At 66.3% G+C, this 21,848-nt stretch carries 25 protein-coding genes; 8 read left to right on the forward strand and 17 right to left on the reverse strand.

Going from position 1 to position 21,848, the window contains the following annotated elements; translation table 11 throughout:
- The first annotated feature begins 273 nt into the window (after positions 1–273).
- Positions 274–1,125: a sterol desaturase family protein gene (locus R5H32_RS08445; RefSeq protein ID WP_318338254.1), complete on the forward strand. Its 852-nt coding sequence runs from the start codon at positions 274–276 to the stop codon at positions 1,123–1,125.
- Positions 1,126–1,216: 91 nt separating this feature from the next.
- Here the strand turns inward: R5H32_RS08445 and R5H32_RS08450 are convergent, their stop codons facing one another.
- Positions 1,217–1,444, reverse strand: a complete 228-nt coding sequence (locus tag R5H32_RS08450) for a DUF1150 domain-containing protein (RefSeq protein ID WP_263337434.1) — start codon at positions 1,442–1,444, stop codon at positions 1,217–1,219.
- Positions 1,445–1,458: 14 nt separating this feature from the next.
- On the reverse strand, positions 1,459–1,875 hold the full coding sequence (locus tag R5H32_RS08455; RefSeq protein ID WP_318338255.1) for an Hsp20 family protein: 417 nt from the start codon (positions 1,873–1,875) through the stop codon (positions 1,459–1,461).
- A 198-nt stretch (positions 1,876–2,073) separates the two neighbouring features.
- Between R5H32_RS08455 and R5H32_RS08460 the strand changes: the two genes are divergently transcribed.
- The gene (locus tag R5H32_RS08460; RefSeq protein ID WP_412099005.1) at positions 2,074–2,280 is read left to right on the forward strand and encodes a YdcH family protein; all 207 of its coding nucleotides are present in this window, start codon (positions 2,074–2,076) and stop codon (positions 2,278–2,280) included.
- Positions 2,281–2,288: 8 nt separating this feature from the next.
- Here R5H32_RS08460 and R5H32_RS08465 read toward each other — a convergent pair whose 3' ends face one another.
- Entirely contained in the window at positions 2,289–2,690 is a 402-nt protein-coding gene (locus R5H32_RS08465; protein ID WP_318338257.1) for a DUF3995 domain-containing protein, read from the reverse strand.
- A 141-nt stretch (positions 2,691–2,831) separates the two neighbouring features.
- Here R5H32_RS08465 and purE point away from each other — a divergent pair, with 141 nt between their 5' ends.
- Together purE and R5H32_RS08475 are read left to right on the forward strand one after the other, a co-directional pair.
- Positions 2,832–3,317, forward strand: a complete 486-nt coding sequence (purE, locus tag R5H32_RS08470) for a 5-(carboxyamino)imidazole ribonucleotide mutase (protein ID WP_318338258.1) — start codon at positions 2,832–2,834, stop codon at positions 3,315–3,317.
- The gene (locus R5H32_RS08475; protein ID WP_318338259.1) at positions 3,310–4,380 is read left to right on the forward strand and encodes a 5-(carboxyamino)imidazole ribonucleotide synthase; all 1,071 of its coding nucleotides are present in this window, start codon (positions 3,310–3,312) and stop codon (positions 4,378–4,380) included. Before purE ends, R5H32_RS08475 begins: the two co-directional genes overlap by 8 nt.
- Positions 4,381–4,383: 3 nt before the next feature.
- On the opposite strand, the gene R5H32_RS08480 is transcribed toward R5H32_RS08475, so the two are convergent.
- Together R5H32_RS08480 and R5H32_RS08485 are read right to left on the reverse strand one after the other, a co-directional pair.
- A complete protein-coding gene (locus tag R5H32_RS08480) occupies positions 4,384–5,160 on the reverse strand; it encodes a cyclase family protein (RefSeq protein WP_318338260.1) in 777 nt (258 codons plus the stop codon).
- A gap of 105 nt (positions 5,161–5,265) precedes the next feature.
- Positions 5,266–5,991, reverse strand: a complete 726-nt coding sequence (locus tag R5H32_RS08485) for an alpha/beta fold hydrolase (protein ID WP_318338261.1) — start codon at positions 5,989–5,991, stop codon at positions 5,266–5,268.
- 75 nt (positions 5,992–6,066) lie between these two features.
- On the opposite strand from R5H32_RS08485, the gene R5H32_RS08490 reads away from it, so the two are divergent.
- Together R5H32_RS08490 and R5H32_RS08495 are read left to right on the forward strand one after the other, a co-directional pair.
- Positions 6,067–6,519, forward strand: coding sequence for an NUDIX domain-containing protein (locus R5H32_RS08490; RefSeq protein ID WP_318338262.1), 453 nt, complete (start codon positions 6,067–6,069; stop codon positions 6,517–6,519).
- Positions 6,516–7,007, forward strand: coding sequence for a GreA/GreB family elongation factor (locus R5H32_RS08495; protein ID WP_318338263.1), 492 nt, complete (start codon positions 6,516–6,518; stop codon positions 7,005–7,007). Before R5H32_RS08490 ends, R5H32_RS08495 begins: the two co-directional genes overlap by 4 nt.
- On the opposite strand, the gene R5H32_RS08500 is transcribed toward R5H32_RS08495, so the two are convergent.
- Positions 6,998–7,855 (reverse strand): DMT family transporter, encoded by an 858-nt coding sequence (locus tag R5H32_RS08500; RefSeq protein WP_318338264.1) that lies wholly within the window; start codon positions 7,853–7,855, stop codon positions 6,998–7,000. The genes R5H32_RS08495 and R5H32_RS08500 overlap by 10 nt on opposite strands.
- A gap of 234 nt (positions 7,856–8,089) precedes the next feature.
- On the opposite strand from R5H32_RS08500, the gene R5H32_RS08505 reads away from it, so the two are divergent.
- Positions 8,090–8,605, forward strand: a complete 516-nt coding sequence (locus R5H32_RS08505) for a phosphoglycerate mutase family protein (protein ID WP_318338265.1) — start codon at positions 8,090–8,092, stop codon at positions 8,603–8,605.
- Positions 8,606–8,710: 105 nt separating this feature from the next.
- Here R5H32_RS08505 and groL read toward each other — a convergent pair whose 3' ends face one another.
- Positions 8,711–10,351, reverse strand: coding sequence for a chaperonin GroEL (gene groL, locus R5H32_RS08510; RefSeq protein WP_318338266.1), 1,641 nt, complete (start codon positions 10,349–10,351; stop codon positions 8,711–8,713).
- A 48-nt stretch (positions 10,352–10,399) separates the two neighbouring features.
- Positions 10,400–10,687 (reverse strand): co-chaperone GroES, encoded by a 288-nt coding sequence (locus R5H32_RS08515; RefSeq protein ID WP_263337459.1) that lies wholly within the window; start codon positions 10,685–10,687, stop codon positions 10,400–10,402.
- A gap of 205 nt (positions 10,688–10,892) precedes the next feature.
- Between R5H32_RS08515 and R5H32_RS08520 the strand changes: the two genes are divergently transcribed.
- On the forward strand, positions 10,893–11,885 hold the full coding sequence (locus tag R5H32_RS08520; RefSeq protein ID WP_318338267.1) for a TraB/GumN family protein: 993 nt from the start codon (positions 10,893–10,895) through the stop codon (positions 11,883–11,885).
- Between the two features lie 27 nt (positions 11,886–11,912).
- On the opposite strand, the gene R5H32_RS08525 is transcribed toward R5H32_RS08520, so the two are convergent.
- The 9 genes from R5H32_RS08525 to R5H32_RS08565 form a co-directional block, all read right to left on the reverse strand.
- Complete coding sequence (locus tag R5H32_RS08525) at positions 11,913–13,535, reverse strand: amidohydrolase (protein ID WP_318338268.1); 1,623 nt, start codon at positions 13,533–13,535, stop codon at positions 11,913–11,915.
- A 101-nt stretch (positions 13,536–13,636) separates the two neighbouring features.
- The gene (locus tag R5H32_RS08530) at positions 13,637–14,419 is read right to left on the reverse strand and encodes a methyltransferase domain-containing protein (protein ID WP_318338269.1); all 783 of its coding nucleotides are present in this window, start codon (positions 14,417–14,419) and stop codon (positions 13,637–13,639) included.
- Between the two features lie 35 nt (positions 14,420–14,454).
- Positions 14,455–15,339: a dimethylsulfonioproprionate lyase family protein gene (locus R5H32_RS08535; protein WP_318338270.1), complete on the reverse strand. Its 885-nt coding sequence runs from the start codon at positions 15,337–15,339 to the stop codon at positions 14,455–14,457.
- The gene (locus tag R5H32_RS08540; protein ID WP_318338271.1) at positions 15,336–16,175 is read right to left on the reverse strand and encodes an ABC transporter permease subunit; all 840 of its coding nucleotides are present in this window, start codon (positions 16,173–16,175) and stop codon (positions 15,336–15,338) included. The genes R5H32_RS08535 and R5H32_RS08540 overlap by 4 nt, the downstream gene beginning before the upstream one ends.
- The gene (locus R5H32_RS08545; protein ID WP_318338272.1) at positions 16,175–17,119 is read right to left on the reverse strand and encodes an ABC transporter permease; all 945 of its coding nucleotides are present in this window, start codon (positions 17,117–17,119) and stop codon (positions 16,175–16,177) included. The genes R5H32_RS08540 and R5H32_RS08545 overlap by 1 nt, the downstream gene beginning before the upstream one ends.
- Positions 17,120–17,123: 4 nt before the next feature.
- Positions 17,124–18,287: an ABC transporter ATP-binding protein gene (locus R5H32_RS08550; RefSeq protein ID WP_318338273.1), complete on the reverse strand. Its 1,164-nt coding sequence runs from the start codon at positions 18,285–18,287 to the stop codon at positions 17,124–17,126.
- A gap of 46 nt (positions 18,288–18,333) precedes the next feature.
- Entirely contained in the window at positions 18,334–19,437 is a 1,104-nt protein-coding gene (locus R5H32_RS08555) for a polyamine ABC transporter substrate-binding protein (RefSeq protein WP_263337477.1), read from the reverse strand.
- A gap of 40 nt (positions 19,438–19,477) precedes the next feature.
- A complete protein-coding gene (locus tag R5H32_RS08560) occupies positions 19,478–20,698 on the reverse strand; it encodes an aromatic ring-hydroxylating dioxygenase subunit alpha (RefSeq protein WP_318338274.1) in 1,221 nt (406 codons plus the stop codon).
- A complete protein-coding gene (locus R5H32_RS08565) occupies positions 20,695–21,843 on the reverse strand; it encodes an aromatic ring-hydroxylating dioxygenase subunit alpha (RefSeq protein ID WP_318338275.1) in 1,149 nt (382 codons plus the stop codon). The genes R5H32_RS08560 and R5H32_RS08565 overlap by 4 nt, the downstream gene beginning before the upstream one ends.
- Positions 21,844–21,848 lie beyond the last annotated feature (5 nt).

Raw genomic sequence — 21,848 nt, forward strand, 5'->3', positions numbered from 1 at the left:
CCTACGAGGAACCGAAGAACCCCGAGCTCAAGGTCGAGACCGAGAACGTCGACGTCGACAACTGCGCGCACCAGGTCATCCTGAAGCTCGAGCAGATGGGCCTGATCAGGGCCTGACGGCATTGGGCCGGACCTGCGGTCCGGCCCAGTTTCATCTGTTGGCAGCCGCCAACCCGCTCCTCGGGCTACAATACTGGCCATGTGCCGACGTCGTCGCTAAACTTCGTTTCAAGGCGGCAGGGGCGACCGCCGAGGCGGGATCGGAGCGAGCGGCATGTGGGCAATCGTCGAACAATCCGCGCTGGCGCTTTTTGGCGCGCTGCGCGACCTTCTCGCGCCGGCGTTGTTCTTCTTCCTGCTTGCGATGCTCCTGCGCGGACGCGCGGTCTTTCACGACATCCGCCGCGTCTGGCCGGAAACGCGCCTGAACCTCGAATTGCTCGCGTTCAACGCCTTGGTCGTGGTTCCTCTGATAGGTCTTGTCGCGACGTTTCTTGCGACCACGATCCAGTCGCGCGGTCTCGTGTTTTTCGATCCCGCCGACTGGGCGCGTTTGCCCACGCCGCTGGTGATCTTCATCGTCATCTTCATTGGAGATTTCGTAGGCTACTGGCGGCATCGGCTGGAGCATTCCGTACTGCTCTGGCCCTCTCATGCAGTGCACCATTCGGACACCGCGATGACCTGGCTGACGCTTGAGCGGTTCCACCCGATCAATCGCGTCACCACTTTCGTGATCGACGCCTCCGTTCTCATCCTTCTCGGCGCGCCGCCATTCGCCATCGTCGCCAACAGCCTTGTCCGGCACTACTACGGCTTCCTGATCCACGCCGATCTACCGTGGACCTACGGTCGCCTCGGCCGGATCTTCGTCTCGCCCGCCATGCATCGCTGGCATCACGCGGCGGACGCGAAAGCCTTGAACACCAACTATGCAACGGTCTTCTCTGTCTTCGACCAACTTTTCGGCACATTCCGCGTACCGGGCCCTTGCACGGCACCACTCGGCATCCTCGACGACCTGCCCGCGACGTTCGGGGCGCAACTCGGTTACGCGTTCCGTCCGAACGTCTATCGCAAGCTCATGGCCCACAACGCCCGGCGTCGCGCCAACCGAATAGGCTGACCGTGCGGGCACCGCAGCGGAATGCTCTACTCGGACTATGAGAAAAGATCGTCACGTCCACCTGTGCGGGCGCCTGCGACGGTACGGAGCCTCAGTGAACGCTGACCGGAGCCATGTCGTTCTGCCGCGCGAGGATGAAGGCCATCTCGCGGTCCTTGACCAGCGCCAGTCGCTCGCCGCTCGCGTCATGGACCGCGTAGAGCGTGTCGAGACCGTCGGCCTGTGCCTGGATCTCTTCAGGCAGGTCTGAAACCTCCACCGCGCGGACATAGACGATACGCTCGCCCGCCTCGGGTCCGAAATCGTACTTGGTGTGCATGTAACCTTACCTCCTTACCCTTTGGTGATGCGGATCGTCTGCACCACCTTCTCCGGGACCGAGCGACGCAGATCGACATGGAGAAGTCCGCTCTCCATCGTCGCGCCGGCGACATCGACGCCCTCGGCCAGGACGAAGCTGCGCTGGAAGGCCCGCGCGGCGATGCCGCGATGCAGGAACACGCGGCCCTCGTCGGCCTCCTCGGCCTGGCGGCCGCGAATCATCAACTGCCGGTCCTCGACCGTGATGCCGATGTCGTCCTCGCGGAAACCGGCCACGGCCAGCGTGATGCGGAACTCGTGCTCGGAGGATTGCTCGATATTGAACGGCGGATAGCCGTCATTGCCGGATTTGGCGGTGCGCTCCACAAGCCGCTCCAACTGGTCGAACCCCAGAAGGAAAGGGTGGGCGGCAAAGGTCAGTTTTGTCATCTCGGCATGTCCTCGGATTCAAGCGACACATCGCGAAACCCCGGCTTCCGGCAGTCCCGCAATTGGAATATGGATATCTCTCGCCGCCGCGACAAGGCATGGCAATGCTAAATGCTTCCCGCAATCACGCGGAATTGCTATCTTTCCAAGGGCCGCGATGTCGCGACTCAAGAACACAGGGATGGAATGAACGTCCGCATGGAAATGGACAACACGGAGGTTCTGCGCGTCAAGCTCGAGGTGCTCCGACAGGAGCATCGCGATCTAGACGAGGCGATCCATTTGATGGAGTCCTCCGGTCGCGCCGATCAGCTCACGCTGAAGCGGCTCAAGAAGCAAAAGCTGATGCTGAAGGACCAGATCGCGCGGATCGAGGACATCCTCACCCCCGACATCATCGCCTGATCTCCGGATCAGATCGCAAGCCGCCAGAACCCCGCGCCGAGCGCGAGGCAAAGCGGCCCGTAGAGCCGCCGGTCGAGTGTCGCGAAGGGCTCATCGGGAAAGTGCCGGCGCCAGGCCGGCAGCCAGGCCGCGATGCCGCGTCCGGCGAGGATCGTGCCCGTGGCCGCGAGCGCGACATCGCGCGGCAGGCCCGGTGCCCACCAGAGAAACGAGGCCGCGCCCAAAAGCGCCGAGGCGCCCAGCGAACAGGCCACCGCACCCGGCATCTCCCGCCGGCCCGGCGTACCGATCACCGCCCGCGCCAGCGCGGTTTCATCGCGCAGCGGAAACCAGAATCCGATTCCCCAGGCGATGTGCAGCACCGCCAGGAGCATGAGGATCGTCGTGAGCGTCAGGACCAGGAGCATCATGGCGGCACCCTATCGCGGCTTCCGGTGCCGTCAACCGCCGCCACCGGGCGCAATCCGCCCCCGATCCGCCGGTTCGGGCTCTTGCCCCGCCCCGGCCCGTCGCTATAGTGCGCGCTCCAATCCGGGGCGAAGGACGGCACCATGAGCGTGAAGGTCGGCATCATCATGGGGTCGCAGTCCGACTGGCCCACGATGAAGGAGGCGGCATCGGTTCTCGACGAGCTGGGCATCGCCTACGAGGCGAAGATCGTCTCCGCCCACCGCACCCCCGACCGGCTCTGGGCCTATGGCAAGGCGGCCGTTGAGCGGGGCCTGCAGGTGATCATCGCCGGCGCCGGCGGAGCCGCGCATCTGCCCGGCATGATGGCCTCGAAGACCCGCGTGCCGGTGATCGGCGTTCCGGTCCAGACCAAGGCGCTTTCGGGCGTCGACAGCCTCTATTCCATCGTCCAGATGCCGAAGGGCTACCCGGTCGCCACGATGGCGATTGGTGCGGCCGGTGCCGCCAATGCCGGGCTGATGGCCGCCGGCATCCTCGCCCTTTCCGACCCCGCCCTCGCCGCCCGGCTCGACGCCTGGCGCGACGCCCTTTCCGCCTCGATCCCCGACGAGCCCAAAGATGACTGACACCCTGCCCGCCGGTTCCGTGATCGGCATTCTCGGCGGCGGCCAGCTTGGCCGCATGCTTTCCGTCGCCGCCGCGCGGCTCGGCTACAGAACCCATATCTACGAGCCGATGGCCAATCCGCCGGCGGCCGATGTCGCCCATAGGGTGACGACCGCGCCCTACGAGGACCTCGCCGCACTTGAAGCCTTCGCCAGGTCGGTCGCCATCGTCACCTACGAGTTCGAGAACATCCCGACCTCGGCGCTCGACGCGCTCGAGGCGCATTGCCCGATCCATCCGAACCGCCGCGCGCTCTCGATCAGCCAGGACCGGCTGATCGAGAAGTCGTTCCTGCGCGATCTCGGCATTCACACCGCGCCCTATGCCGCCGTCGACGATGCCGCCGACCTTGCCGAAGCCATCGAGGAAATCGGCACGCCTGCGATCCTCAAGACCCGGCGGCTCGGCTATGACGGCAAGGGCCAGGAGCGGCTGAAGTCCCCCGATGACGCCGAGGCGGCGCTGACCGCTATGAAGGGTGCCCCCGCGATCCTCGAAGGCTTCGTCGAGTTCAGCCACGAGGTCTCGGTCATCGCCGCGCGCAGCCTCACCGGCGAGGTCGCGGCCTTCGATCCGGGCGAGAACGTGCATGTGGGCGGCATCCTCAGCACGACGACCGTGCCCGCACGGCTGACCGAGGCCCAGCGCACCGACGCCGTGCTTCTGGCCGCCAAGATCCTCAACGCGCTGAAATATGTCGGCGTCATGGGCGTGGAGCTCTTCGTCACGAAGAAGGGCCTCATCGTCAACGAGATCGCGCCCCGCGTGCACAATTCCGGTCACTGGACCCAGAACGGCTGCGCCGTCGACCAGTTCGAGCAGCACATCCGCGCCATCGCGGGCTGGCCGCTCGGCAACGGGTCGCGCCATTCCGACGTGGTGATGGAGAACCTGATCGGTGACGACATCACCCGCGTCCCCGAGATCGCGCGCGAAAAGCACGCGGCGATCCATCTCTACGGCAAGGCCGAGGCGCGGGCTGGCCGCAAGATGGGCCATGTGAACCGCGTCACCCCGCGCTGAGGATCACTCCCCGGGCAGGTGCGCGACGATCCTGAGGGGGCCGCCCGAGCCGCCCTCGATCATCATCGGCAGCGCCACGATCATGGCGCCGGTCGCGGGAAGATCGCTCATGTCGCCGACGTTTTCGAAGACGGGGATGTTGTGGGTCATGAGTTCGACATGCGCCGCGAAATCCTTCGACTGGCCGTAGTCGATAGAGGGCGTGTCGATCCCGACGGCGGCGATCCCGCGTTCCACCAGCAGCGCCGCGCCATCGGCCCCGAGACCGGGGAAATGCAGCTTCGCGACCGCCTCCTCGCCGCGCTCGTCGGTCCCCATATAGGCCTTGCGGTCACCGTAGAGCCCGGCGCGCCCGGCATTCAGGAGCACGATCGTGCCGGCCCCGATCGGCCCGTGCTCGGCCTCGAACGCCTCGATATCGGCGGCGCTCACGAGGTAGTCGACATCGGCCGTCGCCTGCTCCGTCACGTCGATCACCACGGCCGGCCCGATGAGCCGGTCGAGCGGCACCTGGTCAGTGGTATGCGCCCCTTCGGCGAAGTGGATGGGCGAATCCATATGAGTGCCGCCATGCTCGGCGGCGGCGAAATTGTAGGCCGCATAGAACCAGCCACCCTCGGTATGGCCGTGGAAGACCTCGGTCTTGGTGAACATCTCGGCCGTCGGCCAGTAGACCGAGTTCTCGTTGAAGGGATGGGTGAGTTCGATCCAGCGCCCCGCGGCGAGGTCCTGCGCCGCGGCCGGCAGCGCGAGGCCGCACCAGATGGCGGCAGTCGTCAATCCGGTATGCATGGCAATCCCCTGTCTGAGGTCGCGCAGCGCCGAAAGGCGCCGCAGCCTGTTACAGGGTAGCGCAGCCGGACCCGTCGACCAAGCCGTCGGGGCTCACTCGATCAGCCGCTCCGCGGCTTGAAGATAAGTGAGATCGTGGTCGAACCAGCCTTTTTCGAGGAACTCCAGCACCTCGGCGATCACCAGGGGATTGTTCATCATGAAAGTATGGGTGACGGGCAGCACGATATGGTCAACCATGCCGCCGATCCGGGTGCTGTCGACGCTGACCTTGCCGTCGTCCTCGCCCGAGATCACCGCCGAATAGACCGGGTTGAGCGAGCGGTTCCCTGCAATGATGCCAAGGTCGAACTGCACCGCCGGCAGCGCGTTAGGCACACTCGCCGGCCCGGTGCCAAGCTCCAGCCCCGCCGGGCCGTTGATCCAGCGGAACGGGCCGAGATCGCCGAAGGCGTCCACAAGCTCCGAGCCGTGGTTGGGCGGCGCCAGCATCACCACCCGACCCATCCGCTCCGACCTGTTGTCGGCCAGCCAGGCCCGGACCAGTATGCCGCCCATCGAATGGGTGACGAAGGACACCCGCTCCTCCTCGCATTTCGCAACGGCAGGACCGACATATTCGGCCACGAGATCCGCGATCGGCACCGTCGTTGACGGATAGTCGACGTTGATGACCCGGTGCCCCGCCCGCTCCAGCGCCGCCTTCATCACAAGCAGCGAAGAGTCCGTCCGCGCCAGACCATGCAGAAGCACGATGCAATCCGCCCGCGCGGGGCCGGTGGCAAGGGTCGCAAGGGCAAGAAGCAGCGCTTTGATCATGGTTTTGACATAAGAAGTTTACGCCTTCGATGCGAGCCCCTTGCTCTCGCCCCGACGCTTCGTCACTCTGGCGCGATGAAATCCCGACTGCCCCGCCTGGCAACCCGCGCCATCATCCTCGCCGAGGGGAGGCTCCTGCTTGTCAACGCCTATGCCGGACGCCGCTCGGACCTCTGGTGTGCGCCGGGTGGCGGGGTGGAACCGGGCCGCTCGCTGCCGGACAATCTCATCCGCGAGGTGCACGAGGAATGCGGGTTCGACATCACGGTCGGGCCGCTCGCGCTGGTCAACGAATTCCACGATCCGCGCACCGGGTTCCATCAGGTCGACCTCTTCTTCCGCTGCACGATCACCGGCGGCCGGCTCGATCCCGGCTGGGCCGATCCTTCGAAGGTCGTCCATACCCGCCGCTTCTTCGCGCAGGAAGAGCTGCAAGCGATCCGGCTGAAGCCCGACAGCCTGCCGCGCATCGCCTTCGGCGCCGACGGGCCCGCGCATTACGACCCGCTGGAGGTCATCGTCCAATGAGCCGCGCCTTCGTGAAGGAGGATGGGCCCGACAACGAGCCCCTCCCCGATCTTCCCGTCTCGTCGCATCCGAACTACGTCACGCCGCGCGGACTCAAGGCCTTGCGCGACCGGCTCGCGACACTACAGGCCGAGCTTGCCCGGCTCAAGGCGCGTGCCGAGCGGCTCGACAAGCTGCCGGAAAAGGCCGCCGAGCGCGACATCCGCTATGTCGAGGCGCGGCTCCGTTCGGCGATCCTTGTCGACCCGGCGGACCAGCCCGGCGGCGAGGTCGCCTTCGGCGCGCGGGTGACCGTGGCCGACGAGGACGGGGCCGACGCTGTCTACGAGATCACCGGAGAGGACGAGGCCGACGCGAGCCTCGGCCGCATCGCGCCGCAATCGCCGCTCGCGCGCGCGCTTCTCGGCGCGCGGGTGGGCGACGTCGTCGAGTGGAAGCGCCCGGCGGGACGTGTCGAACTGGAAATCCTCGCTATCGCCTATGCCTGACGGGCCGGACGCACCGCGAAGGCGACGCCGCCGAGGACCAGGATCGCCGAGAGCGCGAAGCGCAAGGTGAGGACCTCACCGAGAAGCACCATCCCGCCCGCAAGCGCGATCACCGGCACGGTGAGTTGCGCCACCGCGCCCCGCGCGGCGCCAAGCTCGGGCAGCACGCGGTACCAGAGCGCGTAGCCCAGCCCCGATGTCACCGCGCCCGAGATCACCGAGAGTAGCACCCCCGAGGCCGTCGCCGGAACCGCGTCCGCCGGGGCGAAGGCGAAGACGAGCCCTGCCACCGGCAACGCGAGGATGAAGTTCCAGGCCGTGGCGCCGAGCGGGTCGCGGGCGCCCCGCGCCGAGAGCGAGTAGAAGCCCCAGCCGATCCCCGCCGCCGCCATCAGCGCCGAATGCAGCAGGACCTCCCCGGCGCCCGATCCCGGCGTAAGGAGGTAGACCAGCCCGAGAAAGGCCATCCCCGCCCCGACCCAGCGCCGTGCCGGCACCCGCTCGCCAAGCGCCAGCGCGCCTGCGAACATCGTGACCTGCACCATCCCGAAGAGAATGAGCGCCCCGGACCCGGCATCGAGCGCGAGATAGGCGAATGAGAAGCCGAAGAGATAGACGAGCAGCGACAAGGATCCCGCGACCCGCCCGCGTGTGCCGGGCCAGACCGCGCCACGCCCGGCAAGCGCCCGCAGCCCGACCAGTGCCCCGAGCATGCCCGCCCCGGCGAGAAGCCGGATCACCGCGAAATCGACCGGACCGATCAGCCCTGTCCCGACCGCCATCCGGTTCAGCACCGAATTCGCGGCGAAAGCCGTCATGGTGAGCGCGGTGAGCAAGAGCAGTCGCATGGCCCTGCCTACACCGCCACGCCCGCGCCGCCAACGGCCTTCGTCGTGCCGGATATGACGCGGAACTATCCCGCCGGGACGAGCGGTCAGACACCGAATGCACCGCCTGACACGTCGCGCCTTTTTTACGGTGCGGCCGTCTTTCACCGATAACAGGTCAACTGTGCTATGGAGGATGCCGGGAGGGGCCGGCCGGCCGCCGGCGTCGGCCGGATGAAGGGGTGTGGGGGACACATGCTGAAGACGACCGGCCTTTTGCTGATGACGTTTGCCATGATCCCCACGGCCATGCCCGCCGGGGCGCAGGAGGCGGTGTTCATCATCCGCCACGCGGAGAAGGTGGCCACCGGCGAGGACCCGAACCTGACCGATCAGGGGCGTGAACGCGCGGTCGCCTGGGCCGGGATGCTGGAACGCGCCGGGATCGACCATGTGATCACCACCAGCGCCCTTCGAACGCGGGAGACCGGCGGCATCGTCGCCGACGCTTTGGGTGTGGATCGAACGCAGGTCGAAATCGCGGACGTGACGGGTTTGGTCGATCTCCTTGCCTTCGACCATGCGGAGAGCCGCGTTCTGGTCGTGGCTCACGAAGAGACGATCCCGTCGATTCTGACCGGGCTTGGCATCTCCAACGAGATAGACGTCGACCCGGACGACTACGCCAATCTGTTCATCGTCACGACCCCGGACAGCGAACACCCGGTTCTGGCGCATCTCAGGATGCCGACCGCTGCCCTTGCCCCATAGCCTCCTCTTCAGGCTCGAAACGATCCGACCCGGATCCGGGCCATTCCCAAACGAAAAGGGGCCCTGTGCGGGGCCCCTTCCCTGTTCCTTGCCGGAACGGCGTGATTACATCATGCCGCCCATGCCGCCCATGTCGGGCATGCCGCCGCCGGCGGCGCCCTTCGGCTCGGGCTTGTCGGCGACCATGGCTTCGGTCGTGATCAGGAGACCGGCGACCGAGGCCGCGTCTTCCAGAGCCGTCCGGGTCACTTTCGCCGGGTCGATGACGCCGAACTTGAACATGTCGCCATATTGTTCGGTCTGGGCGTTGAAGCCGAAGGCGAGATCCTTCGATTCACGGACCTTGCCGGCCACGACCGCGCCATCGACGCCGGCGTTCTCGGCGATCTGGCGCAGCGGCGCTTCGAGCGCGCGGCGCACGATGGCGATGCCGGCTTCCTGGTCGCCGTTTTCGCCCTTCATGCCTTCCAGAGCCTTCGCCGCCTGGACGAGAGCCACGCCGCCACCGACGACGATGCCTTCCTGAACCGCCGCACGGGTCGCGTTCAGCGCGTCATCGACGCGGTCCTTGCGCTCTTTCACTTCGACCTCGGTCATGCCGCCGACGCGGATGACGGCGACGCCACCGGCGAGTTTCGCAACACGCTCCTGCAGCTTCTCGCGGTCGTAGTCCGAGGTGGTGTCCTCGATCTGGGTGCGGATCTGGGCGACGCGCGCCTCGATCTCGGACTTCTCACCGGCGCCATCGACGATCGTCGTGTTGTCCTTGGTGATCGAGACCTTCTTGGCGCGGCCGAGCATGTCGACACCGACATTCTCGAGCTTCATGCCGAGGTCTTCCGAGATGACCTGACCACCGGTCAGGATCGCGATGTCCTGCAGCATCGCCTTGCGACGATCACCGAAGCCCGGCGCCTTGACGGCGGCGATCTTCAGGCCGCCACGCAGCTTGTTGACGACGAGCGTGGCCAGCGCCTCGCCCTCGACGTCTTCCGCGATGATGAGGAGCGGCTTTTGCGACTGAATGACCGACTCCAGCAGCGGAACCATCGGCTGCAGCGACGAGAGTTTCTTCTCGTGCAGCAGGATCATCGCGTCTTCGAGTTCCGCGATCATCTTGTCCGGGTTGGTGACGAAGTAGGGCGAGAGGTAGCCGCGGTCGAACTGCATGCCCTCGACGACTTCGGTCTCGGTCTCGAGGCCCTTGTTCTCCTCGACGGTGATCACACCCTCGTTGCCGACCTTCTGCATCGCGTCGGCGATCTGACGGCCGATCTCGGCCTCGCCGTTCGCGGAGATGGTGCCGACCTGAGCGACTTCGGCCGAGTCAGCGACCTTGCGGGCCGCGCCCTTGATGTGCTCGACGGCCTTGTGCACGGCGAGATCGATGCCGCGCTTGAGGTCCATCGGGTTCATGCCGGCGGCAACCGACTTCAGGCCCTCGCGGACGATCGCCTGGGCGAGAACGGTCGCGGTGGTGGTGCCGTCGCCGGCCTCGTCGTTGGTGCGGGAAGCGACTTCCTTCACCATCTGCGCGCCCATGTTCTCGAACTTGTCGGAAAGCTCGATCTCCTTGGCGACGGTGACGCCGTCCTTGGTGATGCGCGGGGCGCCGAACGACTTGTCGATCACGACGTTGCGGCCTTTCGGGCCGAGCGTCACCTTCACCGCGTCGGCGAGGATGTTGACGCCCTTGAGCATCCGGTCACGGGCATCGGAATTGAATTTGACGTCCTTAGCAGCCATGTTGGCTTCTCCTGGTTGTCTGGATGGAATTCGAGGTCAGCGAGGGTCTCAGGCGATGATGCCGAGAATGTCGCTTTCCTTCATGATGAGTAGCTCTTTGCCGTCGATCGTCACTTCCGTGCCCGACCACTTGCCGAAGAGGATGCGGTCGCCGGCCTTGACCGACGGCGCGATCAGCTCGCCGGAATCCTTGCGCGCGCCTTCGCCGCACGCCACGACTTCGCCCTCGGCCGGCTTTTCCTTGGCGCTGTCGGGGATGATCAGACCGCCCTTGGTCTTCTCGTCGCTTTCCACACGCTTGACCAGCACACGGTCATGAAGCGGTTTGAAATTCATCTGGCCACTCTCCCTTGGGGTTCCAGGTTGAAGGATGATTAGCACTCGATGCGAGTGAGTGCTAACATGCCGTAGTTAGGCGTCGCTCCTGCGTGAGTCAACTCCCGCGTGCCGCAAAATTTCCACGACTTCCACATGGCCCTGCCGAGCCGTCCGTGCAAGGATGCCCCGACAGTGAATTCTTGTATGCAGCGAGGAAGTTCCCATGCTTCGCACCGCCTTGGTCTGGATCCTTTTGGCATTTAGCGTGAAGGCGGCGACCGCCGCCTGCAACGGCACGGACCTCGCCCAGACGATGGCGCCCGATGACCGCGCCGCGATCGACGCCGCCATCTCGGCGGTGCCCTATGCGCGCGGCAATGCCTGGCTGGCCCAGCGCGGCGACGCGCGGCTGTTCCTCGTCGGCACCTACCACCTCGATGATCCACGCCACGACGCGGTGCTCGAGCGCATCGGCCATGCGGTTGACGAGGCCAAGGTGGTTCTGGTCGAGGCGGGACCGGACGAGATGGAGAATCTGACGTCCGAAATGACCCGGCGGCCCGACCTTCTGTTCACCACCTCCGGCCCGACGCTGCCCGAGCGCCTTGACGAGGCGGATTGGCAGATGCTCGCCGACGCGATGCGCGAGCGCGGCGTTCCGCCGGTCCTCGCCTCGAAGATGCGGCCCTGGTATGTCTCGATGATGCTCGGCATCCCGCCCTGCGCCATGGAAGAAATCGGGGCGGGCTCAAGCGGCCTCGATGCGCGCATCATCGACCGCGCCGAGGCCAAGGGGATTCCGCTGTGGGCGCTGGAGCCCTACGACACGATCTTCGGGCTTTTCGATGCCATGCCGCCTGAAAAGCAGCTCGACATGATCCGCGCGACGCTCGCCATGGGCGAGCAGGCCGAGGACTACGCCGCGACCCTGACGGAGGCCTATTTCGCCGAGGATGTCCGGCTGTCGTGGGAACTCGGCCGCCTCGCGGCTTACGACCTGCCGGGGATGACGCGCGAAGAGGTCGACGCCGATCTCGTCCTGATGGAAGAGGCGCTGGTCAACCGTCGCAACCGCGACTGGCTTCCGGCGCTGGAAGCCGCGGCCGAGGAAGGTCCGGCCTTCGCGGCGTTCGGCGCGATGCACCTGTCCGGGGAGGAAGGCGTGCTGGCACTTCTGGAACGCGAGGGCTTCACGATCGAACGCCAGCCGTTCTGAAAGCTGATAACCCGGCCGGTCGGGGCGTCACGCCCGTTCGAACACCACCGCCCCGCCGACCATCGTCATGTCCACCTTCGTGGCGCCGATCTCGTACACCGGGCAGGCGAAGATGTCGCGGTCGAGCATCACGAGATCGGCCTGCTTGCCAATGCCGAGCGTCCCGGTATCTGCGCCTCGCCAGGCCGCCGCTGCAGCCTGTACAGTATAGCCCGCGACCGCCTCTGCGCGCGTGATGCGCTCCTCGGGCAGGAACGGCGGCACCCGGCCCTCCGCGACCGGCGGCTGGCGCGTCACGGCGGTTTCGATGATCTCGAACGGGTTGAGCGTCGAGACACCCCAGTCGCTCGACAGCGCCATGCCCGCGCCCGCGTCAAGGAGCGAGCGGAAGGCGTAGATCCAGCGGCTTCGGTCGTTGCCGACCAGCGGCACGGCGGCATCGGTGACGACAGGCTCGTTCCTAGCCCAGAGCGGTTGCACGTTCGCCATGACGCCGAGGGGGCGGAAACGCGGTATGTCGGCGGGGTCGACGAACTGGATATGGGCGATCTGGTGCAGCGAGGGCCAGTCCGCGTTAGCCCCACGCGCCGCCTCGCACCCGTCGAGCGCGGCGCGCACGGCCATGTCTCCGATCGCATGGACATGGATCTGGAACCGCGCGGCGTCGAGCGCGGTGAACATCTCCGCGATCTGGCTTGGATCGAACATCAGCGGCGCGTTGCCGCCGGTCTCGTCCGCATAGGGGGCGATCATCGCCGCGGTGCGGTTCTCGATGACCCCGTCGAGGAAGAACTTGGCTGAATGGACCTTGAAGCGGGGGCCATGGGCCATGGCGCGGAAGTCGGATAACCGCTCCAGCGCCTCCGTCGTCGTGTCAAAGGCGTTGACGAGCGCGGTCGAGGCCACGCGCAGCGTCAGCGCACCCGCATCGTCCAGATCCCGGTAGACGCGGACGTGCCGCTCTTCCACGCGCGCGTCGATAACGCCCGTGATGCCGTGGCGATGGGCGAGCGCCTGCGCCCACAGCACGCCCGCGGCGTAATCCGCATCCGACGGACAGGGCATCCGGCTTTCGGCCCAGTCGACGGCCTTTTCATAGAGCATCCCAGTGGGCTCTCCCCCCGCGTCGCGCACGAAATGGCCGTTCATGGGATCGGGCGTCTCCGCCGTCAGCCCCAGCGCCGCGCAGCCGGGGGTGTTCAGGCAGGCGCTGTGGCCGTCGGAAGAGACGATCAGGCATGGCCGGCCCGGCACCGCGCGGTCGAGGAGATGGCGGTCGAGGTTCCCGGCGTGAAAGATGACCGCGAGCCATCCCGTCCCGTTCACCCAGGGCTTTTCGTGCGTGGCGGCGAAGGCCGACAGCGTGGCGACAAGCTCGTCCGGCGTCCGCGCGGCGGTGAGGTCGGCATTCTGGCTGAAATCCAGCCCGCCGTCCTGAAGATGGATATGGGTGTCCTGAAAGCCCGGCAGGACGAGCCTGCCACCCGCGTCGATCACCTTGGTCGCGGGACCGGCCATGCCGCAGATGTCGTCGTCGGATCCCAGCCCGGCGACGCGCCCGCCTCGGATCGCGAGAGCCTGCGCGCGGGGGATCGCGCCGTCCATCGTGACGATGTGGGCATTGACAACGATCATGTCGGCCGACCGCATCGGAATCGCCTTTCAGACCAGAGTCCGGATGCCAGGCTGAAGCGGGGAACGCCGCCGCGACCTGCGGACAAGTCTCCCGCTCGACATGCCCCCGGCCGTGATCATGGCTTCCGCGCCCTCAGATGGGTCGGGCAGTGTTCGCCGCTGTCGAGAACCGGGATCATCCGCTCCCATATGCCGATGTTCTCGTCGACGAAGTCCTGCCCGACGACCCCGGCCGCCGCCCTGCCCACCGGTCCCTTCAGCCGCTCCAGTTCGGACTTCGCCGCGGCGCGATACCACTCGTTGCGGCTCGTGATCGTGATGTCCGTGAAGCCTGCCGCCGCCATCGCGTCCCGGTAGCGTCCGGGCGAGGCCATGCCGAAATCGAGCCCCTCGGCGGCGATGTAGGCGGCCATCTCGGGGCTCGGGTCGCCGTCATGCCCGATCAGCCAGTCCGAGGCGAGGAACCAACCGCCGGGCCGGAGCACGCGGAACACCTCGCGCATGAGCGCGTGCTTGTCGGGGATGTGGACGATGGAATCCTTGGAAAACACGATATCGAAGCACGACGGCGGGAACGGCAGCGGACCCGGCGCGACCTTCAGGCATCCGATGCGGTCGCCGAGACCCGCCTCGCCGATCACCTCGCGGGCACGGGCAAGCACCGTGTCCTCGACGTCGATGCCCGAGACGTAGCCCGCGCCGTGGGTGCGCACCAGCGCGATGTCGATCCCGCCCGCGCCGCAGCCGATATCGAGGACGGCCTTGCCGCCGATGTCGATGCCGGCGACGACGCGGCCCACCTCGTCCGGCCCGCCGGGCGACAGGAACCCGGTGCCCCAGAGGGCTTCGAGCGTCGCGACGAGCCGATTGTGGTAGAGTTCTCCGCCTTCCGCTTCCATCGTTCCGTCTCCCTGCTTGCCCGGCGGCAGTGCCCTCAGGCGTCGATCATGCCTTGTTCGAGCGCGTCCCAATCCCCGGCCGGAATGATGCGCGCCGGTTCGTTCGCATCCTTCGTCCAGCAATAGATGCAGAGGAATGGCCGGGGCCCGACCTTCGTCAGATGCGGCACGTCGGGCGCGTTCCAGACCGGCTCATGCGCTGGCTTGATCACGAGCGGGGCATCGGGCGCGAAGCGCCAGCCATGCGGCCCCGTCAAAGGCGCATAGAGTTCGGGCGCGCTGTGGGCGTGGTCGCGATAGAGCAGACCCGGCGCGATCAGGAACAGGCCGAGGTCGAAGTCCTCGGCGGGGATCGCCCCCTCTCCGATCAGCGAGGCATAGGCATGGCCCGCGCGGAACGCGGCACCGATCTCCTCCGGCGGATAGCTGTCATAGGCGCGCCAGCCGAGGTGCGGCATGGCCTCCTCGATCGCGGCCGCGAGGGCGGGCCGCTCCGTGGCGAGCGCCGCCAGCGCATCGGGAAGATGCGCGCGCACGACCGCGAGGTCGGACTGCGCGCCCGGTCGCACCGGACCGTCGCGATGCGCCGCGAGACCCGCGCGGGTCTCCGAGATTCCCGGCCCGGAAAGCCCCGCAAGATAGCGGTCGATTTCGCCCAGAAGCCCGCGCAGCGCCAGTTCCCGGTCCGGCTGCGGCCGGGGCGGAATGTCTGCCCTCAGAGCGCGGGCATTCAGAAGCCCGGCCGGGTCCTCGCCATCGCGGGCCGAACAGATGCGGTAAACCTCCAGCACTTCCGCGGACATGAGCCCCTTGCGGTAGAAATGCATCGCCGCCGCATAGCGGACCCGGCCCGAGCCGGGTTGCCCGAACCCGCCATGAAGCTCCGCGAGCGCCTGAAGGTCGTCGGCCGGCAACGTCATTGGTTGGCCTGGTAGGCGAGTTGGATATCGCGCTCTCGCGCCTTCTCGGCCCGGTTGAGAAGCCATCCGGCGATGAAGACCCCGATCCCGACGATCACCACGGTGATCGTGGCGAGCGCGTTGATGTCCGGCGTCACGCCGAGCTTCACCTTCGACCAGATCAGGATCGGCAGGGTCGTCGTCCCCGGCCCAGTGGTGAAGTTCGTGATGACCACGTCGTCGAGCGAGATCGTGAAGGCGAGAAGCCAGCCCGACATGATCGCGGGCGAGATCACCGGCAGGGTGATGTCCTTCATCACCTGCCAGGGGCGACTGCCGAGATCCATCGCCGCCTCCTCGATCGCCTCGTCGGCCTGAACGAGCCGGGAATGGACGATTGTCGTCACGAAGACCATCGAGAAGGTGATGTGGGCCAGCGTCACCGTGGTGAAGCCGCGCGTCGCGGGCCAGCCGATATACTCCGCCATCAGGATGAAGAGCATCAGCGAGGCGATGCCGGTGATCACCTCTGGCATCACGAGGGGCGCGGTCACGAGGCCGGAAAACAGCGTCCTTCCGCGGAACCGCTTGAACCGGGCCATGGCGATGCCGGCCATCGTGCCGAGGATGGTGGCGAAGGTGGCGCTGAGTACGGCGATCTCGATCGACAGGACCGCGGCCTTCAGCACCTGCCGGTTGGACAGGAGCGAGACATACCACTTCGTCGAGAACCCGCCCCAGACGGTCGCAAGGCGCGATCCGTTGAACGAATAGACCATCATCGACAGGATCGGGATGTAGAAGAACGCGAAGCCGAAGCAGAGCATCGTGATCAGGAAGACCGGACGGCGGTTCATCAGCTCTCTCCCTCCGCCTTCTTCTTTTCCAGCGACTTGCCCTCGAAATAGGTATAGGCCATCAGCGGCCCGACGAGCAGGAGCAGCAGCGCCACCGCGACGGCGGACGCCATCGGCCAGTCCCGCGCCGAGGCGAACTCGTCCGAGATCACGCGCCCGATCATCGGCTGAGAGGACGAGCCGACGAGCGAGGGGATGATCAGCTCGCCCGAGGCCGGGATGAAGACCAGGAGCGATCCCGCGATGATGCCGGGCAGCGACAAGGGAAGCGTCACGTCGCGAAACACCTGAAAGGGGCGCGAACCAAGGTCCATCGCGGCCTCGTTCAGCGAAAGGTCGAGCTTTTCGAGGTTCGCGTAGAGCGGCAGGATCATGAACGGCAGGTAGGAATAGACCGTGACGAGGACGACCGCGAAGCCGGTGTTCATCATCGGGATGTAACGCAGCGCCATGTCGGCGGGCATCACCCAGTTATAGGCGCCGGTCAGGAGCTTGTTGAACCAGCTGTTGGTCCCCATCAGCCCCATCCAGGCATAGACGCGCAGAAGGAACGAGGTCCAGAAGGGCAGGATCACCAGCATCAGGAGGACATTGCGCCACGACCGGCTGACGCGCGTGAGGCCCAGCGCCATCGGGTAGCCGATGAGGAGGCACATGAGGGTGGCGAGCGTCGCGTTGCCGATCGAGTTCAGGTAGGCGCGGATGTAGAGGTCATCGCTGAACAGCCGCGCGTAGTGGTTGGTGTTCATCACCGGATAGTCGCCGCCGAAAGAGAACGGCGGCGCGGTCGGCGTCCGGGTCGCGAAGCTCATCGCGATGACGATGACGAAGGGCAACAGGAAGAACAGCGAAAGCCAGACGTAGGGCGTGGCGATCGTGATCTTGATCCAGCCGCGCCGGTTGAACCATCTGCGAAAAACCGGGGACCGATGTGCCGCTTCCATCGCTTCAGTCCTTCAGGAGGATCGCTGCCGCCGGCTCGAACGAGAGCCAGACCTGGTCTTCCCAGTCGGCGACACGCTCGTTTTCGCCCACGCGCCGCGCGTTGACCGAGTTGACCGACATGACCCGTCCGGACGGCATCTGGATGCGGTAGAGCGAATCCTTCCCGAAATAGGCGAGGTCGCGGACCTTGCCCGGAAAGGCATTGGCCGTCGCGGGCTTCCCGCGCGAGATCGTGAGCTTCTCGGGCCGGATCGCCAGCGTGATCGGCTGGCCGAGCGCCAGGCCCGGTATCGCGCGCGCCTCGACCGTGCCGCCAAGTTCCGGCACCTCCACCTCCGCCGTGTCGCCTTCGGCGGCGCGGACCGTGGCGTCGAAGAAGTTGATCGACCCGATGAAACCCGCGACCAGCTTCGAATTCGGGTATTCATAGACCTCGGTCGCGGTGCCGGTCTGCATGATGCGGCCCTTGTCCATGACCGCGAGGCGCGAAGAGAGCGTCATCGCCTCCTCCTGGTCGTGCGTCACGACGATGAAGGTCGTGCCGGTCTTGTCCTGGATGTCCATGAGCTCGAACTGCGTCGCCTCGCGCAACTTCTTGTCGAGCGCCGCGAGCGGCTCGTCGAGCAGCAGGAGCTTCGGCTGCTTGGCAAGGGCGCGCGCGAGCGCCACGCGCTGGCGCTGGCCGCCGGAAATCTGGTGCGGCTTGCGGTGGGAAAAGTCGGAGAGCTGCACGAGCGCCAGCATCTCCCGCACCCGCTCGGTACGCTGGGACGCCGTCATGTCCATGTGTTTCAGCCCGTAGGCCACGTTCTTCTCGACCGTCATGTGGGGAAAGAGCGCGTAGGACTGGAACATCATGTTCACCGGGCGCTCGTAGGGCGGCAGGTCGGTCATGTCCTGACCGTCGATGAAGATGCGCCCCTCGGTCGGGTCCTCGAACCCGGCCAGCATCCTCAGAAGCGTGGTCTTGCCGCAGCCCGAGCCGCCAAGGAGCGAGAAGATCTCGCCCTTGCGGATCTCGAGGCTGACGGAGGAGACCGCCGTGAACGCTCCGAACCTCTTGGTGACGCCCTCGATACGGATGAAGGGCGGTTCCTTGGTGGCCGGTGCGACGGCGCGCGGAAACTGCGCAATCTTCGCGTCGGCAGTGGTGGCCGGTTCGGGCATCTCGACGGTCTCCTCCGGTGAGTGGTGGCAAATGCGCGAGGCGCGATCAGCCCGACTTGATCTCCTGCCACGCGCGGGTGATGGCGCGGTCCTGTTCCTCGCTGAAGGGCTTCGGCGCCCACATCCGGCCGATCGTCTCGGCATCCGGATAGACCGCCGGATCGTCGAGGATCTCCTTCAGCACGAACTCCCGCGAGGGCACGTTGGCATTGGCGTAGTAGGTGTAGTTGGTGCAGCCCGCCGCGACTTCCGGCTGCATCATGAAGTCGAGGAACTTGTAGGCGTTGTCGCGGTTCGGCGCGTCCGAGGTGATGCACATCACGTCGACCCAGGCCGGCGCGCCAGTCTTCGGCACGAAATAGGCGAGGTTCATCTCGATCCCGGCCTCGGCCGCGCGGCCCGCCGCCGTCGCGTAGTCGCCCGACCAGTTGTTGATGGCGCAAAGCTCGCCGTTCGGGATCGCGTTCAGGTAGTTCGTGTTGTCGAAGGTGCGGATGTACTGGCGGATCGGTTTGAACGCCTCCACGACCTTCTGGTAGTCCTCGACATTCGTCGTGTCGCCGTCGAGCCCGAGGTATTTCAGCACCATCAGCATGATGTCGGTCGGGCTGTCGAGGATCGAGATGCCGCAATCGGCGAGCTTCGCGGCATTCTCGGGATTGAAGATCAGGTCCATCGAGGTCATGTCGGCATCGGGGATCCGCTCGTTCACCATGTCGACATTGTAGGTGAAGCCGACCGAGCCCCACATGTAGGGCATGCCGTATTTGTTGTCCGGATCCCAGCCCGACAGGATGCGCAGGATCTCGGTGTCGAGGTTCTTCCAGTTGGGCAGGAGCGACTTGTCGAGCTCCTCGTAGATGCCGGCCGCGATAACCCGCGGCATGTCGATGCCGGCATGGTCGACGACGTCGTAGCCGGTCGATCCGGCGAGCATCTTCGCCTGCATCTCCTCGGCCGAGGAATAGGTGTCGTAGACGACGCCGATCCCGGTCTGCGCCTCGAAATCGGCGAGCGTCGTCTCGCCGATGTAGTCGGCCCAGTTGTAGACGTTGACGGTTCCGGACTGCGCCCAGGACGGGCGCACATAGGGTGTCGCCAGCGCCGCCCCGATCGCGGTGAGCGTGGTTCGTCTCGTCAGCTGTGTCATGCCTTGTCTCCTCCCTTGGTCTTCGCCGTACCTACTGATGTTATTGGGTTTTCGCGCCGGCGCTACGCATTTCTTCGTTGATGTGGGCCAGTTCATCCTCCGGTGGCGCCGCATCCAGCGTCACGACCGGCAGGAGCGCGCGCAGCCGGTCGTGATGGGCGCGCACGCCGAACTCGAGATCGGAAAGGTGGAAGTCGTCGAAAGCAGAGGACTTCATCGACTCGTTCGACCAGATCGAGAGCTGCTGGTCCTCGTAGGACGTCTCGCGGTCGATCCGGTAGGCGAGGTAACGCGCCGCGCGTTCCTCGCGCGTCTCGTGGGCGCGCCGGTAGAGCCGCCCGCCGACGACGGTCTCGTTCAGCGAGAGCGGAATGTCATGGTAATACTGCGCGCCGTCCGGGGTGAAGGCGATGACCGAGTTCGGGAAGATGCCGTAGTACGTCCAGCTTCGCCGCAACCGCTCCGGCAGCCACTCGCGCTCGGGGCTGAACTTCGTGTAGAGCTTGACCGACCAGAGCCGGCCTGGCTTGTCGCCGAACTCGCCGATGGAATGCGAGATCCCGCCCGGATAGACCAAGTCCCGGTAAGTCCGGCCGTAAAGATCCTGAAGGGCCGGATGCGCCATCGCGACGTGATAGCCCTCGTTGTCCACATCGCGCACCGATTTCCAGTTGACCGGCAGCGGTTCGAACGTCCACCGGCCGAAAGCCTCCGTCGAGAGCAGCTCTTCCGCGCGATAGGCTTCGAAATCCGCGTCGAACGGCTTCATGAGCTCGGCGACGCTGGGCTGCGGGCCGGGCCGGAACCGCAGGAATATGAACCCGTGCCAGATCTCCATCTCGACCGGCTTCAGGCCGAACTCGGCCCGGTCCATGTCGCCGAAACTCTCGGGCCGCGCCGCGCCCCTGAGCGTGCCGTCGAGGTTGTAGACCCAGCCGTGGAACGGACAGACCATCGCCGACTTGCACTGCCCCGCCTCGCCATCGACCAGCCGCGCGCCGCGATGGCGGCAGAGATTGTGGAACGCGCGCACGACGCCATCCTTGCCCCGGACGATGAGCGCCCGTTCGTTCAGGAAGTCGAACGCCAGCCAGTCGCCCTGCCCCGGAACGTCGCTGACATGGCCCGCGATCTGCCAATGCGTCAGCAACACCTCCGAGCATTCGAGGTCGAAGAGCGCCTCGGAGTGATAGGTCCAGCCCGGTAGACCGCGGCGGTCCCAGTCGTTCGGAACGGGAATGGCTTTAAGGCTCTGGTTCATGGCGTCTCTCCTGCGGTCGTCTCCATCTGCCGGCGCACCCATTCGTGGAACCTCAGGATGTCGAATTCCTGCGGCATGAGGCGGCCGCCTGTGTACCGGACGGATCGGAGCCCGCGCTGGTTCATCTCGCAGGCTTCGGCGTCCTGGGACATCACGAGCGTCGCGAACTCCGCGACCGACGCGGCATCGAACCCCGGCTGGGCCAGCGTTTCCTCTGAAAACAGCCATTCCGCCGTGAGCCGCGTCCGTTCCGGCCCGAGCGGCATCAGCGAGACGGCGCGCACATAATCGACATGGGCGACGACGAACATCGTGGGATAGATCGTCACGAAGTTGTGGCCGTTGGCGCGTTCCTCGGCGGTCAGCTGCGCGAATTCGGGGCCGCAGGGCTCGCCGGTCATGGTCCAGGTCCGCGCCTTCTCGCGCAGGGCCGGGGGCCTCGGGGCGCCGCCGGTCCAGCCCGGCGCCTCCTCGGGCGACATGATCCCGTCGCGGTAGACCGGAACCATGTCGCAAAGCTCGGGGTGAATGCCCGGACAGTGCAGGCATTCGTTGTAATTCTCCCAGAAGACCTTCCAGTTGCAGGCGATCTCCTTGACGACGCGGTGCCCGGTGCGAAGGTCCTCCATCGGCCAGTTGTCGAGCGCAGAGAGGCCGAGGTCGGGGGCGAGGTCTTCCGGCTCATCCGCGAGGCAGAGGAAGACGAAGCCGTTCCAGATCCGCACGCGGACCGGAAAGAGGCCGTTATCCTCCTTGCGAAAATCCTCCGTCGGCGTCGCGTGGGCGGTCGAGACGAGCCGCCCTCCGGTGTCGTAGGCCCAGGCGTGATAGGGGCAGCGGATGAGCTTGCCGAGCTCCTGCCGCTCCTTCGTGCAAAGCTCAGATCCGCGGTGGCGGCAAGTGTTGTGAAAGGCGGTCACCGTGCCCTTGCCGTCGCGGCAGAGAACAAGGTTGTGGCCCGCCAGATCGACCCTCCGCATCGTCCCCGGCGCGAGGTCCGAAAGCCGCCCCGCCGCCACCCAGTTCCGCGCCCAGATCGCCTGTCGCTCGCGCTCGTACCAGTCCGGGTCGACATAGGCCGCCGCCGGAAGGGTCTCGGGGCAGTGATCGAGAAGGGGCGAGGCAGGATGGCGGTGTTCGGTCATCGGCT

The sequence above is a fragment of the Defluviimonas sp. D31 genome (genome assembly GCF_033436765.1).
Lineage (GTDB): Bacteria > Pseudomonadota > Alphaproteobacteria > Rhodobacterales > Rhodobacteraceae > Albidovulum.

Coding starts and splice junctions, on each gene's coding strand:
- R5H32_RS08475 (WP_318338259.1), top strand. CDS start 3,310: ATGACTGACACCCTGCCCGCCGGTTCCGTGATCGGCATTCTCGGCGGC.
- R5H32_RS08495 (WP_318338263.1), top strand. CDS start 6,516: ATGAGCCGCGCCTTCGTGAAGGAGGATGGGCCCGACAACGAGCCCCTC.
- purE (WP_318338258.1), top strand. CDS start 2,832: ATGAGCGTGAAGGTCGGCATCATCATGGGGTCGCAGTCCGACTGGCCC.
- R5H32_RS08520 (WP_318338267.1), top strand. CDS start 10,893: ATGCTTCGCACCGCCTTGGTCTGGATCCTTTTGGCATTTAGCGTGAAG.
- R5H32_RS08505 (WP_318338265.1), top strand. CDS start 8,090: ATGCTGAAGACGACCGGCCTTTTGCTGATGACGTTTGCCATGATCCCC.
- R5H32_RS08540 (WP_318338271.1), bottom strand. CDS start 16,175: ATGAACCGCCGTCCGGTCTTCCTGATCACGATGCTCTGCTTCGGCTTC.
- R5H32_RS08545 (WP_318338272.1), bottom strand. CDS start 17,119: ATGGAAGCGGCACATCGGTCCCCGGTTTTTCGCAGATGGTTCAACCGG.
- R5H32_RS08450 (WP_263337434.1), bottom strand. CDS start 1,444: ATGCACACCAAGTACGATTTCGGACCCGAGGCGGGCGAGCGTATCGTC.
- R5H32_RS08485 (WP_318338261.1), bottom strand. CDS start 5,991: ATGATCAAAGCGCTGCTTCTTGCCCTTGCGACCCTTGCCACCGGCCCC.
- R5H32_RS08530 (WP_318338269.1), bottom strand. CDS start 14,419: ATGGAAGCGGAAGGCGGAGAACTCTACCACAATCGGCTCGTCGCGACG.
- R5H32_RS08490 (WP_318338262.1), top strand. CDS start 6,067: ATGAAATCCCGACTGCCCCGCCTGGCAACCCGCGCCATCATCCTCGCC.
- R5H32_RS08525 (WP_318338268.1), bottom strand. CDS start 13,535: ATGCGGTCGGCCGACATGATCGTTGTCAATGCCCACATCGTCACGATG.
- groL (WP_318338266.1), bottom strand. CDS start 10,351: ATGGCTGCTAAGGACGTCAAATTCAATTCCGATGCCCGTGACCGGATG.
- R5H32_RS08455 (WP_318338255.1), bottom strand. CDS start 1,875: ATGACAAAACTGACCTTTGCCGCCCACCCTTTCCTTCTGGGGTTCGAC.
- R5H32_RS08515 (WP_263337459.1), bottom strand. CDS start 10,687: ATGAATTTCAAACCGCTTCATGACCGTGTGCTGGTCAAGCGTGTGGAA.
- R5H32_RS08535 (WP_318338270.1), bottom strand. CDS start 15,339: ATGACGTTGCCGGCCGACGACCTTCAGGCGCTCGCGGAGCTTCATGGC.
- R5H32_RS08445 (WP_318338254.1), top strand. CDS start 274: ATGTGGGCAATCGTCGAACAATCCGCGCTGGCGCTTTTTGGCGCGCTG.
- R5H32_RS08565 (WP_318338275.1), bottom strand. CDS start 21,843: ATGACCGAACACCGCCATCCTGCCTCGCCCCTTCTCGATCACTGCCCC.
- R5H32_RS08555 (WP_263337477.1), bottom strand. CDS start 19,437: ATGACACAGCTGACGAGACGAACCACGCTCACCGCGATCGGGGCGGCG.
- R5H32_RS08550 (WP_318338273.1), bottom strand. CDS start 18,287: ATGCCCGAACCGGCCACCACTGCCGACGCGAAGATTGCGCAGTTTCCG.
- R5H32_RS08465 (WP_318338257.1), bottom strand. CDS start 2,690: ATGATGCTCCTGGTCCTGACGCTCACGACGATCCTCATGCTCCTGGCG.
- R5H32_RS08500 (WP_318338264.1), bottom strand. CDS start 7,855: ATGCGACTGCTCTTGCTCACCGCGCTCACCATGACGGCTTTCGCCGCG.
- R5H32_RS08460 (WP_412099005.1), top strand. CDS start 2,074: ATGGAAATGGACAACACGGAGGTTCTGCGCGTCAAGCTCGAGGTGCTC.
- R5H32_RS08560 (WP_318338274.1), bottom strand. CDS start 20,698: ATGAACCAGAGCCTTAAAGCCATTCCCGTTCCGAACGACTGGGACCGC.